The following is a 16,331-nucleotide window of genomic DNA, read 5'->3' as shown; positions in this document are numbered from 1 at the left end:
TGAAGCAATTTTCTTTGATAAATTAAAGCGAATCGAAAAAAGCCCGACCAAATTGGTCGGACTTTTCATCGAAAAGGTAAAATTACTTCTTTTGTCCCGGGAAAATCCAGTTCACACGTCCAAAGATCTTCAACATTGCTGGCACAAAGAGCAAGCGAATGAAGAAGGCATCGAAGAAGATACCAAAGGCCAAAGCCAATCCAAGGGACTTGACCGTTGGATCCGAGTTCAAGGCAAAGGATCCAAAGACCGCAATCATAATCATCGCAGCCGTCACCACAATTGGTCCTGAATCTTGCATGGCAACCGTCACGGCACGCGTGTTGTCTTTAGTCTTTTCGTACTCTTCACGAGCTCGAGAAACCATGAAGACTTCGTAATCCATGGCCAAACCAAAGAGGATGGCCGTTACGATAATAGGCAAGAAGGAGATCAATGGCGCACCCTTTGATACACCGAAGAGTCCCTTCATGAAGCCGTCTTGGATGACTAGTGTCGTGAATCCGAAGGAAGCCAAGAGTGACAAACCGAAGCCTGCCATGGCCACAACGGGCACGACAAAGGACTTGAAGACAACCATCAAGAGTAAGAAGGCCAAAATCATGATCGTAGCCACAAAGACAGGCGTGGCATTGTTCAGCTTAGCCGTAATGTCCAAGTTAACCGCATTGACACCAGTCAAGGTAATCTTAGCGTTATAATCAGACTTCGTTGTCTTGGAATAATCCTTGATCTTGTTAACCAAGTTAGTCGTTTCCTTGGCCTCTGAACCCTTGTTTGGCGTGATCATGATCACGGCGTACTTACCAGATTCTGACACCATGTACTTTTGACCAGCTTGGGCAATGATTTGAGCCTTAATCTTTGCAGCAGAAGCATCTTGCTGTTCTTGACTTGGCATTTGACCCGTTGCTTGGGCCTGCTGCATCATTTGCTGCTTGGCCTGGGCCGTCATTTGTTCTTGCAACGTGGCGGCCTTTTGTTGGTCGACACCAAGGGTCTTCAATTCCTTGACACCCTTCATGTCCGCCATGTGCTTGGTCATCTTCTGCAAATCGGTCTGGTTTTCTTGGGTCGTCTTACCATTGTTTAGGTCCACAACCGCAATCAATGGCGAGTTAACTCCTTCGCCAAATTTGTCCGAAATCATGTCATAGGCTTGACGTTCCGTGCGATTTTCAGGCAATGAACCATCATATGGCATGCCTAAGCGCATGTGCTGGGCAGGCAAAGCAACCAAACCAAGCACAACAACGGAGATGGCCACAACGGCCCAAGGGGCCTTAACCAAGAACTTCGTGAACTTTGATGGGTTCTTCGCCATGTCATCAACTGTCTTGGTTGCTGGCTTAACAAACTTAGCCAAAAGCGCAATCAAGGCTGGCAAGAAAGTCAAAGCGGAGAAGACCGCAAAGGCAACCGCAAAGGCCGCGGCAATGCCCATCGTCGTCACGAACTCGATTCCGGCAAAGGACAATCCAAGAACGGCAATAATGACCGTCACACCGGCGAAGATCACCGATGCGCCCGCTTCAGACAAGGCACGTCCGAGGGCTTCTTCTTGGTCACCATTGGTATCCGCCAAATCCGTCTTGTAACGGTTCAAGATGAAGAGGGCGTAATCAATTCCAACCGCCAATGACAACATCACAGCCAAAGTCTGTGAAACAGATGCCATGGTCAAGAAATTGGTCCCAATCGTCACCAGCATGATTCCAGATACCAGACCGACAAGAGCTGAAATGATTGGCATTCCAGCCGTCACAAAGGAACGGAAGAGAACCAACAAGAGTACAAAGGCGATGGCGATTCCGATCACTTCGGATGAACCACCAAATTCAAGCGGATGAATCTTCACAGAACCCGTGTAAGCCACCTTCGTGTCTGTTGCCTTCACCTTATCATTGAAGGCCTTTTGAACACCGTTGATGGCCTTGCGCGGTACGTTCATCGCACCAGTTTTAAAGGTGATATCAACGTAAGCCGTTGTCTTATCAGATGAGACGGCACCAGCATCATAAGGGTTTTGGATCGACTTAATGTCTTTTCCATAATCCTTTTCCAACTGGCTAATGGCGGCTGAAACTTCCGACTTTGTCTCGTCTTTTGTCACATCCCCATTATCTTTTTTCTGAATCACCGCCTTCATCGTTCCGGCATTGGAATTCATGTGGAATTCCTTTTCCAAAGTCGTTTGAATGTTGGTTGACGGAATACCTGAAATCGACAAGTTCTGCGTGTAGTGCGAACCAAAGCCTAAAGCCCCAGCCGCAAGCGCGACAACTACGACGATCCAAGCGAAAAATGTTTTGAATTTATTACGATAAATCCATTGACCTAGACGCTTAAGCATAAGTCTCTCCTTTTTATATTACAATTTACTAAATCGATTTTAGCTTTGCTTTTCAAAGGGGTAAAGAGGTAAAATTGAGATACTGTTGCAGCAACATAGCAAATGAAAGAAAGTGTCCCAGATATGGCAAACAAAACCTATACACTGATGCATGAACACTTGCTTGAAACGGCCAGCGCACTTTTTGCTTCCATGCCCTTTTCAAAGATCACAGTCAAACATATTTGCGAAAAAGCCGAGGTCAATCGAAACACCTTTTACCGGCACTTTGACGATAAATTCGACCTCTTAGAATACATCATCAAAGAGGCGTTAACGATGATGATGGAGCAAATCGATATCAAAGATTTCCAAAGAGCGCCTTTTACAACCATCAACGAATTCACATTCAAAGACGCCCTTTCCGTTTTGAACTTCCAACTTCAAGACAAGGTATTCGAAGAAGAATTCTATAACGCCGTCTTTCGAGAAATGGCCAATATGTCAAACAAAGATATTCTTTGGCTTTTAGGCGACATGCAGGTGATCCGAATTTGGAATAGTACGCTACAAAAGCCCTACTCTTTCCAACAAGACTACAAACTCTTTGATGAAATTATTCAAGCCCACAGTTTTCCGAACATGACGTAAAAAAGACGATGCTTTCAAAAAGCATCGTCTTTTTTCTTATACTCAATGGTAAACGATCATCCAAAGTGAAGCCGCCTGTACCCAACCATTATGAACAATGTGGAGCAGCATCGAAGACGATAACTTATCCGTCTTTTGGTAAACATAGGCCAAAGCCACCCCTAAAATCAAGTAAGGTGGCAAATCTAAAAGAGACACCCAGGTATAAGAACCAAGATGGTAAAGGCCAAAGAACAATCCGGACAAAAGTACGGTGACATAAGGTGCTTTTTCCCATTTAAAGTAACGAAAGAAAAGCCCGCGAAAGAGCAATTCTTCCAAGATCGGCCCAAGCAATACGATAACCAGAGACAAAACAACATTAGAGTACCAGCCCCCAGCGTTCATCAATTGGTCAATGGCCGCCTGGTTTTCCGTTGTCGACGAGGCCCATTTTTCAAAGAAGACGTTTTGTGCAGTATTCCAAATAATAATGACTGCCATTGCGATCACATATACGCCGATAATCTGCCCAATTTCAATCCAAGTTGGCCATTTGATGGCTTTTACACGAGCTATTGGATTGGCAAAGGGACGAATGACTTGGCGTTTCTGGTGCATGGCCTGCAGTCCAAGACGAATAAAGCCAACAGACAAAAGTAGCCCCGCGACTAAGGCAATCAGGCGCGCTCTTCCAGACATGAAAACCGAACTCTGAATCAATGCCATGGCGATAAATTCAAAGCAAAAGAAGGCCGCCCAGGAGAGGACTTTCCCAGTGCTCATCAGCCCGATCCGCAGTCCTGTCACCATTTTTAAATGCCGGTCCAAGAAAGACTTTTTTTCATTTTCTACCATAAAATCCTCGTTTCTATGATAAGAATACCATAGGCCGACGTTTTCAAGCAAAAACCGTTCGGCTGTTTTGAACGGTTTTTACTTTTATTTGGCGTTTTTTTCGACAGCCGACGGCAGCAGCTTAACTAAAATATCTGCAAGCAAGAACAGGCCCGTGGCAAAGATTGACCAAATACTGGCATAACCATTGTTCAAATTCTCCGAACAAAACCAGAAAAAGGATAAGAGCAAGACGGGCTCAATCATAAAACAGCTCGTAGGTAAACCCGTATCCCGGTATCGTCTAAAAGACATCGTGATATTCGGTATCAAAGTGACCAACACGAAGAGTGTCGCTAAGATCAGCCAAACAATCATGAAAAAAGCGACGACAAGATCGAAAAAGTAAAGCCACTGGACTGCCGTGAGCAACGCAAAGAGCAAGTCAAAGCCGATATAAAAAACAGCCAGAATCGCCAAATTGATCAAAGTCACAAGCCAATAGGTGCCACGCTTTGTTACTGTCGTCAAAGAAAAAGAATGCCTTAAAAAATTTTGGTACGCCTGTATCATTGACTTCTCTCCTACTCGTTTTTTCCATTATACCATTTTTAAAAAAAGAAGGGATCAGGCGCCTGCCAGCGTTTTTTAAGAAAACAAAAAAGCATCCGACCCGGACGCTTTTTCTTACGCTTCTTTTAACTTTAATTCCCGTTCGATCGTCTTTAAGACACCCGCTTCAACGTTGGTCGCAACCGCTTCCTTGTCATGTGCCCGGTGCATAAAGGTAGCCGCATTGGGCATCAAATAAGCGTGCTCGTATTTTTGCAACATCTCCAAATCATTGGAATTATCGCCAAAAACCATCACCTCGTCATCGGTCAGATCGTAGTAATCTTGGAGAATCGTCAAGGCCTTTGCTTTGTCGACATCCTTTGGCAATATATCAACCGAACCAAAGCCAGAGCCCGTCACGTGAATATCATCGCCAAACAGATCCTCGATGGCTTGCACGTATTTTTGCACTTCTTCGTGCGGCCAAATGAAGGACACCCCAAGAATTTGATCATCGATAGCCAGCAACTTTTCAACCTGCATGACATTTGGGTAAAAACGAGCCAACTCTTCTTGCACAGCCTTGCTGGCATGGTTTGAAACGTAGGTTCCCTTGGTGCCCGAAAGCACGATCAAATTTTCACTCTTGGCCACGCTTTTGGCATTCCAGGCGATGACCTTTTTGATTTGTTCTGCCGTCAAATAGACCGCAGACAAAACCTGCCCGGGCACTTTAACCACCGAGCCATTTGACCCCACGTAGTCAATTTGATCTAAAAGTCCGTAGTCAGCCATCGGCTGGAACAGCGCTTCTAAGTTTTCCAAGCGACGGCCAGATGCTGCGACAAACCGGATATTTTTGTCTTTTAATTGGGAAAGCACCTTTTCAAAGTGAACACGATCATATGTGTCTTCTCCTGCCAAAAAAGTGCCATCCATATCTGATGCGATTAATTTAATTGTCATGATTCGCCTTTCTCGTCTACTGTCGGGAGGGCTCGTGCATGCTTACTCAGCAAAACCTTCAAGGTATTTGTCATAGGCTTCTTGGTCCAAGACCCAATCCAACTCGCCGATGTATTCAACTTGTGGATCATGGTAAGCAAAGCCGTGCTTAAACTTGTAAAGACCGTCTTCTGGGCTAAATTCGCCAACGCCACCGAAGTCGTAGCGGACCTTCTTAGCTTGCAGTCCCCACTTCAGCATTTCCCACTGAATCTGGTAGGGACCTTGCAAATGACGGTATTCTTTGTTGGACCCGGCATACATATACCAGATCTTATCCCCGTATGCAAAACCAATGCCGGCCGCAATCGGCGTTCCCTCATCGTTTTTGGCAACAAAGATCTTGAAGAGCTCGGAATCTGCCCAGAGCTCTTGCATGCGTTCAAAGTAAGCAAATGGACGGTAAGTAATTTCGTGCACCGCCGCCATCGACTTGTATAATTCAAAGAAGTCCTTCATCAAATCAAGTGAACGACCCGCTTCGACCGTCACACCATCGCGAATGGAACGGCGGATGGCGTTGCGGTGCTTGCCTTTCAAGTGCAACATCAAGTCTTCTTCGTTTTCAATCACCTTGGCGTCTTCGCCACGGCCATCGTAGAAGAGCACCACGTTCTTACGGGGCTGAATGTTGCCGTGCATGTAGGTGATGTTCTTGTTACGGGTAGTAAAGCCAGCCTTTTGGTACTTGGCATCAAGGACCTCGTCATACATCACTTCTGGATCCATGCGGATCAAGAAGACGTTTTCGGGCAGGTTTTCCTTAGCTTCTTCAACCAATGATTGAATCAAGTCCAGGTCATGCACGTCTGCGACCGGTCCCTTTGGGCAGTAAGCCAGGAGCTTGCCTGAAACGGCTTCGACCGTCAAAACAGCCATGGCGGCAGTGATTTCACCCGCTTCGTTTTCCCGGTAGAGGTAGAGATGGCCCCAGTTAGCTTTCAACTCACCCCATTTAGGATCCTGCGTCACTTGTCCGTATGGCGAATTTGCCACGAACTGGTGATATTTTTCAACTTGTTGACTATCGGTTAAATCGAGTACTGCCATGCGCCTTACTTTCCCGTCGTGATCGATGCGTAGTTTTGAATGAAGTAGACCAAGGTCTGCAATTCGTTGGTTAAATCAACGTTTTGCACACGAACACCGTCTGGAACAGAAACACGAAGTGGCGTGAAGTTCATGATTCCCTTTACACCAGCCTCGACCAAACGGTCCGTGATGTCTTGCGCGGCTTCTTGTGGCACCGTCAAAATCGCAATATTGATGCGTTGCGCCTTGATCTGTTCTTCTAATTCAGACATGTCATAGATTGGCACACCAGACAAGATCCGTCCCTGCTTTTCGTTAATATCAAAAGCAGCAGCAATCCGCATGTTTGATGATTGATGGAAGTTAAAGTTCAAAAGAGCTTGTCCCAAGTTTCCAACCCCGATCAAAGCCACGTTAATCAAAGAATTTTGATCCAAAACTTTGGCAAAGAAAGCAAGCAAGGCTTTCACGTCGTAGCCATAGCCACGCTTACCCAAGGCCCCAAAGTATGAAAAATCACGGCGAATGGTCGCCGCGTCAAACTTTGTCGCCTCAGCTAATTCGGCTGATGAAATTCGGCTCGTACCGGCATCTTCTAAGAAAGTAAGATAACGATAATAAATCGGCAACCGTTTAGCGGTCGCGCGCGGAATCTGTGCTTGTTCGTTCATGATATTCTCCATTCAGGCATTGTGAAAGTTTTGTTCTTTGTGAACTAAATTATTTAAATTATAGCATAATTTTAGCATTCAAGATACTACTTTGATAAAATTTCACATTTATTTTTCACATTCTCAGCCTTTTTAACCCACGATTCTTTTCCCATAAAATAAAAAAAGCCGGCACGGCCAGCCTTTACTTTTCTTCTTCATATAACGGAAAATCCAGCCCGGGGTGCGTATTCAAATCAAGTCCAGCAAAGACCTTGTCCTTGTAATTGAAATAGCCCGCCGCCCCGATCATCGCGGCATTATCCCCAGTGTATTGCTTTGGCACTGGAATAAAAGTCGTCTCAGGGAATTCTTCAATCAGATCCGTTAAGGCCAAGCGCAGGCCGGAATTGGCTGCCACGCCGCCAGCCAAGACCAGAGACTTAACTGGAAAATCAGTCAGGGCACGGCGCGTTCGATCGACCAACGCTTTGATAACCGCCGCCTGGAAAGAAGCGGCCAAATCGGCTTGGTCAATTTCTTCGCCCCGTTGTTCCGCGTTATGAACTTGGTTAATAACAGCCGACTTAAGCCCTGAAAAGGAGAAGTCATAACCCGCTTCGTGCGCCATGGCTTGCGGAAAGTTGATCGTCACCTGGCCCTTTTGGGCCAGCTCATCGATCGCTTTGCCAGCCGGATAATTAAGCTTCATCAGACGTCCGACTTTGTCATAAGACTCACCAGCCGCGTCATCGTAGGTTTCACCAAGAATTTGAAAGGAATTCTCCTTTTCCATCAAGACCAGTTCCGTGTGACCACCAGACACCATTAAAGCAAGGGCTGGGTACTCGATTGGCCGGTTAAAATTAGCCGCTGCGATATGACCCGCTAGGTGATTCACCGGAATCAGTGGCAAGTCATGGGCCATCGCAAAGGTCTTGGCACCCATCAACCCAACCAAAAGTGAGCCAACTAACCCCGGCCCATAGGTAACCGCCACGCCGTCCAAATCACCTGGCGTCACATTCGCATCAGCCAAGGCGATGTCTAGTGTCTTAGTGATCCATTCCAAATGGTGCCGGGAAGCCACTTCAGGCACAATCCCACCAAAACGCTGGTGGGAATTAATCTGCGTCGCAACGGCGTTGGACAAGACTTTTTTGCCGTCCTTAACCACTGCAACAGAGGTCTCGTCCGCGCTTGATTCAAATGCAATCAATGTTGTCATGCTTTTTTCTCCATTAAAATGGCGGTCTGTCCGTCTTGATAGTAATTGATTCTTCTGCGATAAGCTTTAAAGCCAACTTGTTGATACAACTGTCGCGCCCGCTGGTTATCTTCTCTTACTTCTAAGAAAATCTGGCAGCCAGCATTTTGACAAAGCAATGCTTTGATCATCGCCTTCCCCAGACCCTGCCCCTGGGCAGATGGCAAAACGGCCAAATCAAAAATCTCGACTTCATCGCACACTTTGCTGTAAGAGATAAACGCTAGACGGTCTTCATCAATCCAATAAGTCGGCTTGCCAGCCTTTAATTGTGCTTCAAGCAGCTGATCCGGAAGTGGGTTTAGCTTGCCAAAGGCTTCCTTTGTGATCCGTTGTATGGCTTTTAAATCCGCCATGCTTGCTTTTCTAATCTTCAAGGTTTTGCACCATCGAAATCGCATCTTCTTTGTTATCCACATAGTAACGCTCGATCACGTCTTGCACAAAGAAACCAAGACGATCATAGAGTTCCAACGCCCCAGTGTTCGACCGGCGCGCCTCCAAAGAAAGCATAGGCAAGCCGATTTCCCAGGCCACCGCCTTTGCCGTATTGATCAAATAGGTCCCCACCGATCGTCCTTGCCAGACCGGCAGTACCGCGATATTGGCAATATGCAAATCCGGCACCTGTTCGCGTCGAACCAAGGCAATAAAGGCCACAACCTGGTCACGTTTCACCGCCACCAAATACAAGCGATCCTTTTCAGCGGTCAACTCGTGGTAAAAATCTCTTGAAACCCAAGGGGCATAACCGTTGTAGACCGCTTCTTGGATGGCCACCAGACCCGGAATATCTGAGACCGTTGCCAGACGTAACGTCAACACGTCCGAGCCAGCCTGAAATCGTTCGGTTGGAAAATCGATCAAGGTCTGCGCGACCGGTTTTTCCTTTTTTTTCTTCTTAAACTTCAAAAACATACGGCTTGTCCAGTGGCTTTCCCTGCTGCTTTTGTTCCCAGTTCAGTTCAGCTTGTGTCTTTCGAAGATAAGCAGGCGTTAGATTAGCAACGTCAGTAACAAGCGTGCTGTCATCAACCAAATTAACCAAACCAACACCGGTTGGTAACGATTCGTCACGCGATAAAATCGTCAGTGGTTGGCGTCCTAATTCTTCTTCAATCTTTTCTTCAAAGTGCGCCCCATCCCCGACCACAATCACCGGTTCATTCATTTGTGCGATTAACAAGAGCACCTCGTCAATCGGGTAATGGCCATCTTCCAAAACGGGCTTATCCGCCAGATAGGCACCGGCGAACACATTATCATTGCGCGCATCAAACATGGCCAGCACGATCGCTTTTTCCTGCTTTTCCAACTGAACTTGCTTGGCCAGGGCCTGCAAAGATGAGATGGCGTAAAGCGGCTTTTTTAAAGTGTCAGCTAAAACTTTGCCAACGGTTATGCCAATCCGTAGGCCGGTAAATGATCCAGGCCCCTTGGCCACCGCGATCTGGTCAATGTCAGACAAAAAAACGCCTTGCTCGCTTAGCAAATGACGAACCGCCGGCAGTAAATCCACTGAGTGATTCTTTGGTTTATCCGTTTGAAAAGACCCCACGATATTGTGATCGTCGGCCAAGGCCACTAAGAGCGGCTGATTACTTGTGTCAATTGCCAAAACTTTCATGAAAACTCCAAAATATGCCGAGGGCTTTTCTTTTATTTTACTAAATGGGCCCATCTTTTCAAATAAAAAAACCGCTCGAAGCGGTTTGTCTGAGACCAATGGTCGCACGATTGACCTTACTTGGCCAACCCTTCATTACGCATTACCGTGGAAACGGCATGGATGGCGTCTTTAGCATCGTCACCATCAGCCTTGATCGTAACGTCTGCCCCATGACCAACACCAAGTGACATGACACCCATAATGGACTTCAAGTTCACTTCCTTACCCTGGTATGACAACGTAACGTCAGCACCGAACTTTGATGCGGCCTGAACCAACAACGTTGCTGGGCGAGCGTGAATGCCCGTTTCTGAAATGATGTTAAATTCTTTTGTTTCTGCCATGTTCTTTCTCCTTTTGGAAAAGTCTTATCATCGACTTAAGTTTATCAAAGCGCTTACAAAATAGCAAGGTTTATTCGGCGTGAGGGCCTTCAAAAAGCCGGCCACCAGATGCTTTAGCCAAGCGATTATTATACGCTTTGCCCAATCCAATATTTGGCATCGCTTGCACATAAATCCGCTCAATGTTTTCTTGATCATCAAAGTAGCGCAAGCCAGCAAAAAGGTTCTCGCTCGCTTGATCTAGATTATTACCCAAGGACCAAGACGGCTGCTTCTTTTCTGAAAACTGTTTTAACAAAGCCTCGTCCGCCATGACGGCATCGCCTGTTTGTAAATGCTCTTTAAGATCTGACCAATCGAGGGGATCAAAGACGAAAACGTCTTTGTCCGGTGCATAATGGCGGTATTTCATGCCAGGGGCCTTCGGTGTTTGATCAGCTGACAAGGACTTTGGGCTCGTCCCGTCAATGACTTCTGAACCTAAAACGTCCGCCATGTCTTCTTGGCTAACCGCACCGGTTCGCAAAATCGTCGGAACAGCCGCCGTCAAATCCAAAACCGTTGATTCCACGCCCACCTGGGTTGGCCCGTCATCAACGATGGCCGCAATTTTACCGTCCATGTCGTGTGCCACGTGAGCCGCCGTTGTTGGCGATGGCTTTCCCGACAAGTTAGCCGATGGGCCAACGATTGGGAAACCGGCTTCTCGAATCAAGGACCGGGTCAGCTCGTTTTGCGGCATGCGAACGGCAGCCGTTTGTAACCCACCGGTCACAAGCATCGAAACCATCCCCTCCTTAATGGGCAAAATGATCGTCAAAGATCCCGGCCAAAAGGCAGTCATCAGCTTTTTGGCTGCATCCGAAATCGTGACAAATGGTCGCAACTGTTCGACAGATCCGACGGTCATGATCAAGGGGTTGTCGGCTGGTCGCCCTTTGGCCGAAAAAACCTTTTTAACGGCCAGATCATTGGTCGCATCCGCGCCCAGACCATAGACCGTCTCCGTTGGAAAAGCCACCACTTCACCTGCTTGAAGCAGCTTGGCAGCTTCTGCTACCGTTTCTTTTTGATTGTTTAGATGTTTTGTTTTCATTAAATTTTCACTCGAATCATTCGATCTAAGCCTGCCAAATCTTGTTTCAAGGTTACCTCGGCATCTGGTAGTGCTTGCTTGAAAATCGTCACCAAGGCTTGCCCCTGATCATAGCCGATCTCAAAATAGGCCCGGCCATGCTTCGTTAAGTGTTCGGCCAAATGTTCGGCCATTTCTTCGTATAATGCCAAGCCCTGGTGATCGGCGTACAAAGCCAGATCAGGCTCAAAAGCCACGACCGACTCATCCATCTCGTCCTGCCCGTCCCGTTTGATGTAAGGCGGGTTGGACACAATGACGTCAAAACGCTGATCAGAAAAAGCTAAGAAAAGGTCGGATTCGATCAAATCGACACGGTCGACCAAACCAAGTTTCTTCCGATTCTCCCAAGCGACTGCCAAGGCCTCCCTGGAAATATCAGCCGCCGTCGCCTTTAAGACCGGCATCTCGTCAGCCAAAGTCAGCGCAATTGCCCCCGATCCAGTGCCGACATCGAGTAACCTTGGCCCTTCGGCCAAAACCGGTTCTTTTTTAAGATCCGACAGAACCCAATCGACCAAGAGTTCAGTCTCTGGACGGGGAATCAGCACCCGCTCGTCAACCAGGAAGTCACGCCCGTAAAACGGTGCTTCGCCAATCACGTACTGGGCCGGGCGTCCCTTTAAGAGCCCTGCAATATAGTTTGGCCAGCGTTCGGCCAGCCATTCGGGCATGACTCGGGTCAGGTTAGCCCGGAGCATGCCGTAGTTGATTTTCAAAGCCCCCGTCAACAAGAAATCAATGTTGTCTAAGGACTCGTCTTCGTCAAAGCCGGCCGTCGTCAGTTCAGACAAGGCCCATTTGCGTGCTTCGAGCAAAGCGATTTTAGGTTGCTTAGAACCCGAGTAGGTCGAAGACCGGCCAACCTGGCGGTCAAAGCGCCCAACGCCTACCTGATTCAATCCAGGAAGCCCCCGATTTTCAGCGTCACTCATCGTTATTCACCCAAGGCAGCTAATTTAGCCGTCTGCTCCGCCAGGACAAGGGCGTCGATGATTTCGCCAAGGTCACCGGCAATGATGCGGTCCAACTTGTTTAGCGTCAAACCAATCCGGTGATCCGTGACCCGGTTTTGTGGGTAGTTGTAGGTCCGAATTCGTTCGGAACGATCACCAGAACCAACGGCCGTCTTACGCTGTTCAGCGTATTCGGCCTGGTTTTCTTGGGCAAAGTGGTCATAAACACGAGCGTTCAAGACCTTCCAGGCCTTGGCCCGGTTTTGTTGCTGCGATCGTTCGTCTTGCATGGCCACCGTAATCCCGGTTGGCTCGTGGGTCAAACGAATGGCTGAAGACGTCTTGTTGACGTGCTGACCACCGGCACCAGAGGCACGGTAAACGTCTTCACGAACATCCTTTGGATCGATCAAGCCTTCTTCATCGACCGCTTCGAATTCAGGCATGATCCCGACCGTTGCTGTTGACGTGTGGACACGGCCCTGCGTTTCGGTCTTTGGCACACGCTGGACGCGGTGGGCACCAGATTCGAACTTCAGCTTGGAGAAAACCTTGTCACCGGTAATCATCGCTGCCACTTCTTTGTAGCCACCGACTTCGGTCGTCGTCTCGTCGATGATTTGCAACGACCAGCCTTGTTCTTCAGCATAGCGGCGGTACATGCCGAGTAGGTCGGCTGCAAAAAGCGAGGATTCATCCCCACCTGCCGCCCCGCGGATTTCCATGATAATGTTCTTATCATCATTTGGGTCCTTTGGCAGCATCAAGATCTTCAGCTGTTCTTCCAGCTCTTCTTTTTCCGGCTTTAAAGTCGCCAAGTCTTCCTTGGCCAAATCATCCATCTCCGGATCACCAAGCATCGATTCCGCCTCTTCAATACCAGAAACCACCTGCTGGTAACGCTGGTAGGTATCGACTGTTTCTCGAATCGAACCCGCTTCCTTGGACAGCTTCATATAGTTCTTGGAATCGCCCATCACCTCGGGATCGGCGAGCATTTGATTTAGTTCGTCATAGCGGTCAACGACCGATTGAATCTGAGCAAAAATCGGATCCATCACATCTCCTTTTGTTTCTTTAACATGTTCAAATCTGGATGGTACCAGTGAATACGACAGACAGGCTTATAGGCCTCGTCGCCGCCAATTTGAATTTGAGCCCCTTCGTATTGTGGCTTTCCGTCCTTAAAGCGAAGCTGGGTAGTCGCCTTGCGGCCACAAAAAGAACAGATCGTCTTCATTTCAACCAGCTTATCGGCCATTTCAATCAGGCGCTTGGCCCCTTCAAACAATTCATTAAAAGCGTCTTGCTTTAATCCGAAAGTCATGACGGGCAAGTGGTAGTCATCGACCACTTGGGCTAACTGATCGACCTGCTCTTTTTGTAAGAACTGTGCTTCATCAACCAAAACAGCAGCCAAATCACGTTTCTTTCTTTCTTCGTCAATCATTTCAAAGAGGTTAGCATCGGGTGAAATAACTCTGGCCGGCCGTTTCAAGCCGATTCGAGAAGCAATCATGCCAACCCCATCTCGATCGTTAACTAAGGGGGTTAAAAGCAGCACTTCTTTTCCCTGTGACTCATAATTGTGCGCCACCTTCAAGATTTCGATTGATTTTCCGGAGCCCATTGCCCCGTATTCAAAGTATAACTGTGCCAAAATACTCACCCGTTTTCTCTTCTTTATCCTATTTATTATAGCAATTTTTACCCCTTCTGACGATGGCCCAGACCAATTTGTCAAAAAGTCGAACGGACGTGGTAAAATAAGGGTTTAGAAAAGGAGGGCGGTTCATGTCTTTGAAAAGCCAATTGGCCAAGTTCACGGCCCAATCATCACACTTTATCTTACACGACGTGTTGAAGCGAGGAGGCACCTCTTTGCCCGGCAAGCTCGCCGTTACGATCGACCCGGACGTCTTGAATTCAGTCGCTGCCGACTTTGACCTTGTTGTGGTCACTGGAACAAATGGAAAGACCTTGACGACAGCCTTAATCACCCGTGTCTTGAAAGCCGGTGGCTATTCGGTCATTACCAACCCTTCCGGCTCCAACATGGTCCAAGGTATCGCCGGGACGCTTTTAACAACTCCCATTCAACCTTCCCCAAACGGCAAAAAGCCCGTCGCTGTTTTGGAGGTTGATGAAGCCAACGTGCTATCCTTAACCAAGGCCATCAAACCCAAGTACTTCGTCTTGACGAACCTCTTTCGCGATCAGCTCGATCGCTACGGCGAAATCTATTCGACCTACCAAAAGATTATCGACGGCATTCACCAAGCACCAGAAGCCACGGTGATCACAAACGGCGATTCCCCCATCTTTGCCCGCGGCGACTATGAAAACCGGCGCCTTTACTATGGCTTTGACAACGTAAAAGAAGCTGACTATCAAGACTTGAAGGCTCCAAACAATACGGACGGAATTTTAAGCCCGACCGACCACTCAGTCTTGCACTATCACTTCATCACTTATGCCAACTTGGGTAAGTATTTTTCAACCACTGATTCCTTTGTCCGGCCGCCTTTGGACACGGCCGTAACCGAAATTGACAAGCTAACGCCAAAGGCTTCGCACTTTGCCATTGACGGGCAAAAAATGGCAATCGAAATTGGTGGTTTATACAACATCTATAACGCTTTGGCCGCTTACACGGTTGGCAAAGCATTTGGTGTAAATCCTACAGACATCAAGGCCGCCTTTGAAGAAAACAAACAGGTCTTCGGCCGGCAGGAATCGCTTAAGATCGGCGACAAGGATTTGACGATTCTTTTGATTAAAAACCCGGTCGGCACCAACACCGTCATCGACATGATGGAAACGGAAAAAGATCCCTTCACCTTGATCGGCATGCTAAACGCCAACTACGCCGACGGAATTGACACCTCTTGGATCTGGGATGCCGAGTTTGAGCGCTTACATGATAGCCAGCTAAAGGCCGTCATGACTGGTGGTGAACGCTACAAGGACATCACCGTTCGTTTGAAGATGGCCGGCTTTGATATAAAAGAGACCTTTCCAAAAACCGAGTCCATCATTCAGGCCATCAAAAAAGCGCCAACCGACAAGGTCTACTTGACGGCAACTTACACGGCGATGCTGCAAGTCCGGGCCGTCTTGAAGGAAAAAGGCTACATTAAGGAGGAGTTCTAATGGCAGACTACACGCTTTCACTGGCACATCTATACGGTGATTTAATGAACACGTACGGTGATTACGGGAACATCATCGCCCTGCGCTACTATGCCAAGCAAATCGGCGTCACAATTGACGACCAGCTCGTTTCATTGAATGACACCTTCGATCCAAAAGCCTACGACTTCGTGCTTTTTGGCGGTGGTCAAGATTACGAAGAAACGATTGTAGCCAAAGACATGGTCCAAAAGAAGGAAGCCCTGCGCGAATACATCGAAAACGATGGTCCTCTCTTAGCCGTCTGTGGCGGTTTCCAATTGCTTGGCCACTACATGGAAATGGCCGATGGTACCAAGGTTGACGGCATCGGTATCATGGATCACTACACGACCAACATGACCGATCCTTCCGTCAAAGTTGACGAAGGCAAGCGTTTGACTGGTGACATTGTCATCAAAAACAATGAGACTGGCGAAACCTACCACGGCTTTGAAAACCACCAGGGCCGCACCTTCCTGGGCAAAGGCGAAAAAGCTTTGGGAACGGTTGTCTCAGGTAAGGGAAACAACGGCATGGACCAGAGCGAAGGCGTGCTTTACCACAACGTCTACGGCTCTTACTTCCACGGCCCAATCTTTACCCGCAATGGTAACTTGGCCAAACGCGTCTTGAAGACAGCCTTACAAAGGCGCTACCCTGACGTGGACTGGGCGGCTAAGTTGGAAAACGTCCCAGCTGAAACCTTTTAAGTCATAAAAAAAGGCCCGCTTTCTAAGCGGGTCTT

The 16,331-nt window shown here is 47.8% G+C and carries 18 protein-coding genes; 3 read left to right on the top strand and 15 right to left on the bottom strand.

The window, feature by feature from the left end; translation table 11 throughout:
• Positions 1-82: 82 nt before the first annotated feature.
• Positions 83-2,353 carry an MMPL family transporter gene (locus G6R27_RS04680; RefSeq protein ID WP_213819913.1) on the bottom strand — a complete coding sequence of 757 codons (2,271 nt, stop codon included), beginning with the start codon at positions 2,351-2,353 and terminating at the stop codon, positions 83-85.
• A gap of 123 nt (positions 2,354-2,476) precedes the next feature.
• On the opposite strand from G6R27_RS04680, the gene G6R27_RS04675 reads away from it, so the two are divergent.
• A complete protein-coding gene (locus tag G6R27_RS04675) occupies positions 2,477-2,983 on the top strand; it encodes a TetR/AcrR family transcriptional regulator (RefSeq protein ID WP_230791177.1) in 507 nt (168 codons plus the stop codon).
• A gap of 42 nt (positions 2,984-3,025) precedes the next feature.
• Here G6R27_RS04675 and G6R27_RS04670 read toward each other — a convergent pair whose 3' ends face one another.
• The 14 genes from G6R27_RS04670 to G6R27_RS04605 all read right to left on the bottom strand — a co-directional run bounded on the left by G6R27_RS04670 (position 3,026) and on the right by G6R27_RS04605 (position 14,072).
• Positions 3,026-3,820 (bottom strand): CPBP family intramembrane glutamic endopeptidase, encoded by a 795-nt coding sequence (locus tag G6R27_RS04670; protein WP_213819912.1) that lies wholly within the window; start codon positions 3,818-3,820, stop codon positions 3,026-3,028.
• Positions 3,821-3,904: 84 nt separating this feature from the next.
• Entirely contained in the window at positions 3,905-4,372 is a 468-nt protein-coding gene (locus tag G6R27_RS04665; RefSeq protein WP_213819911.1) for a DUF805 domain-containing protein, read from the bottom strand.
• 114 nt (positions 4,373-4,486) lie between these two features.
• On the bottom strand, positions 4,487-5,320 hold the full coding sequence (locus G6R27_RS04660) for an HAD-IIB family hydrolase (RefSeq protein ID WP_213819910.1): 834 nt from the start codon (positions 5,318-5,320) through the stop codon (positions 4,487-4,489).
• A 42-nt stretch (positions 5,321-5,362) separates the two neighbouring features.
• Positions 5,363-6,409 carry a lipid II:glycine glycyltransferase FemX gene (locus tag G6R27_RS04655; RefSeq protein ID WP_213819909.1) on the bottom strand — a complete coding sequence of 349 codons (1,047 nt, stop codon included), beginning with the start codon at positions 6,407-6,409 and terminating at the stop codon, positions 5,363-5,365.
• A 5-nt stretch (positions 6,410-6,414) separates the two neighbouring features.
• Entirely contained in the window at positions 6,415-7,062 is a 648-nt protein-coding gene (locus tag G6R27_RS04650) for a redox-sensing transcriptional repressor Rex (protein WP_213819908.1), read from the bottom strand.
• A gap of 184 nt (positions 7,063-7,246) precedes the next feature.
• Positions 7,247-8,269: a tRNA (adenosine(37)-N6)-threonylcarbamoyltransferase complex transferase subunit TsaD gene (gene tsaD / locus G6R27_RS04645; RefSeq protein ID WP_213819907.1), complete on the bottom strand. Its 1,023-nt coding sequence runs from the start codon at positions 8,267-8,269 to the stop codon at positions 7,247-7,249.
• On the bottom strand, positions 8,266-8,664 hold the full coding sequence (rimI, locus tag G6R27_RS04640) for a ribosomal protein S18-alanine N-acetyltransferase (protein ID WP_213819906.1): 399 nt from the start codon (positions 8,662-8,664) through the stop codon (positions 8,266-8,268). The genes tsaD and rimI (G6R27_RS04640) overlap by 4 nt, the downstream gene beginning before the upstream one ends.
• A 10-nt stretch (positions 8,665-8,674) precedes the next feature.
• Positions 8,675-9,226: a ribosomal protein S18-alanine N-acetyltransferase gene (gene rimI / locus G6R27_RS04635; protein ID WP_213819905.1), complete on the bottom strand. Its 552-nt coding sequence runs from the start codon at positions 9,224-9,226 to the stop codon at positions 8,675-8,677.
• Entirely contained in the window at positions 9,210-9,935 is a 726-nt protein-coding gene (tsaB, locus tag G6R27_RS04630; RefSeq protein WP_213819904.1) for a tRNA (adenosine(37)-N6)-threonylcarbamoyltransferase complex dimerization subunit type 1 TsaB, read from the bottom strand. Before tsaB ends, rimI (G6R27_RS04635) begins: the two co-directional genes overlap by 17 nt.
• Positions 9,936-10,051: 116 nt before the next feature.
• Positions 10,052-10,321, bottom strand: a complete 270-nt coding sequence (locus G6R27_RS04625; RefSeq protein ID WP_213819903.1) for a phosphocarrier protein HPr — start codon at positions 10,319-10,321, stop codon at positions 10,052-10,054.
• A gap of 70 nt (positions 10,322-10,391) precedes the next feature.
• Positions 10,392-11,417 carry an L-threonylcarbamoyladenylate synthase gene (locus tag G6R27_RS04620; protein ID WP_213819902.1) on the bottom strand — a complete coding sequence of 342 codons (1,026 nt, stop codon included), beginning with the start codon at positions 11,415-11,417 and terminating at the stop codon, positions 10,392-10,394.
• Positions 11,417-12,391, bottom strand: a complete 975-nt coding sequence (gene prmC, locus G6R27_RS04615) for a peptide chain release factor N(5)-glutamine methyltransferase (RefSeq protein WP_213819901.1) — start codon at positions 12,389-12,391, stop codon at positions 11,417-11,419. Before prmC ends, G6R27_RS04620 begins: the two co-directional genes overlap by 1 nt.
• Before the next feature lie 2 nt (positions 12,392-12,393).
• The gene (gene prfA, locus G6R27_RS04610) at positions 12,394-13,470 is read right to left on the bottom strand and encodes a peptide chain release factor 1 (protein WP_213819900.1); all 1,077 of its coding nucleotides are present in this window, start codon (positions 13,468-13,470) and stop codon (positions 12,394-12,396) included.
• Positions 13,470-14,072 carry a thymidine kinase gene (locus tag G6R27_RS04605; RefSeq protein ID WP_213819899.1) on the bottom strand — a complete coding sequence of 201 codons (603 nt, stop codon included), beginning with the start codon at positions 14,070-14,072 and terminating at the stop codon, positions 13,470-13,472. Before G6R27_RS04605 ends, prfA begins: the two co-directional genes overlap by 1 nt.
• 134 nt (positions 14,073-14,206) lie before the next feature.
• On the opposite strand from G6R27_RS04605, the gene G6R27_RS04600 reads away from it, so the two are divergent.
• Positions 14,207-15,565, top strand: coding sequence for a Mur ligase family protein (locus G6R27_RS04600; protein WP_213819898.1), 1,359 nt, complete (start codon positions 14,207-14,209; stop codon positions 15,563-15,565).
• Complete coding sequence (locus G6R27_RS04595) at positions 15,565-16,296, top strand: type 1 glutamine amidotransferase (protein ID WP_213819897.1); 732 nt, start codon at positions 15,565-15,567, stop codon at positions 16,294-16,296. The genes G6R27_RS04600 and G6R27_RS04595 overlap by 1 nt, the downstream gene beginning before the upstream one ends.
• Positions 16,297-16,331: the final 35 nt, after the last annotated feature.

Origin of the sequence: Fructobacillus papyriferae (assembly GCF_018437225.1) — a bacterium.
Lineage (GTDB): Bacteria > Bacillota > Bacilli > Lactobacillales > Lactobacillaceae > Fructobacillus > Fructobacillus papyriferae.
The sequence above is the reverse complement of the archived record's forward strand: the minus strand, read 5'-3'. Positions and strand labels throughout refer to the sequence as shown.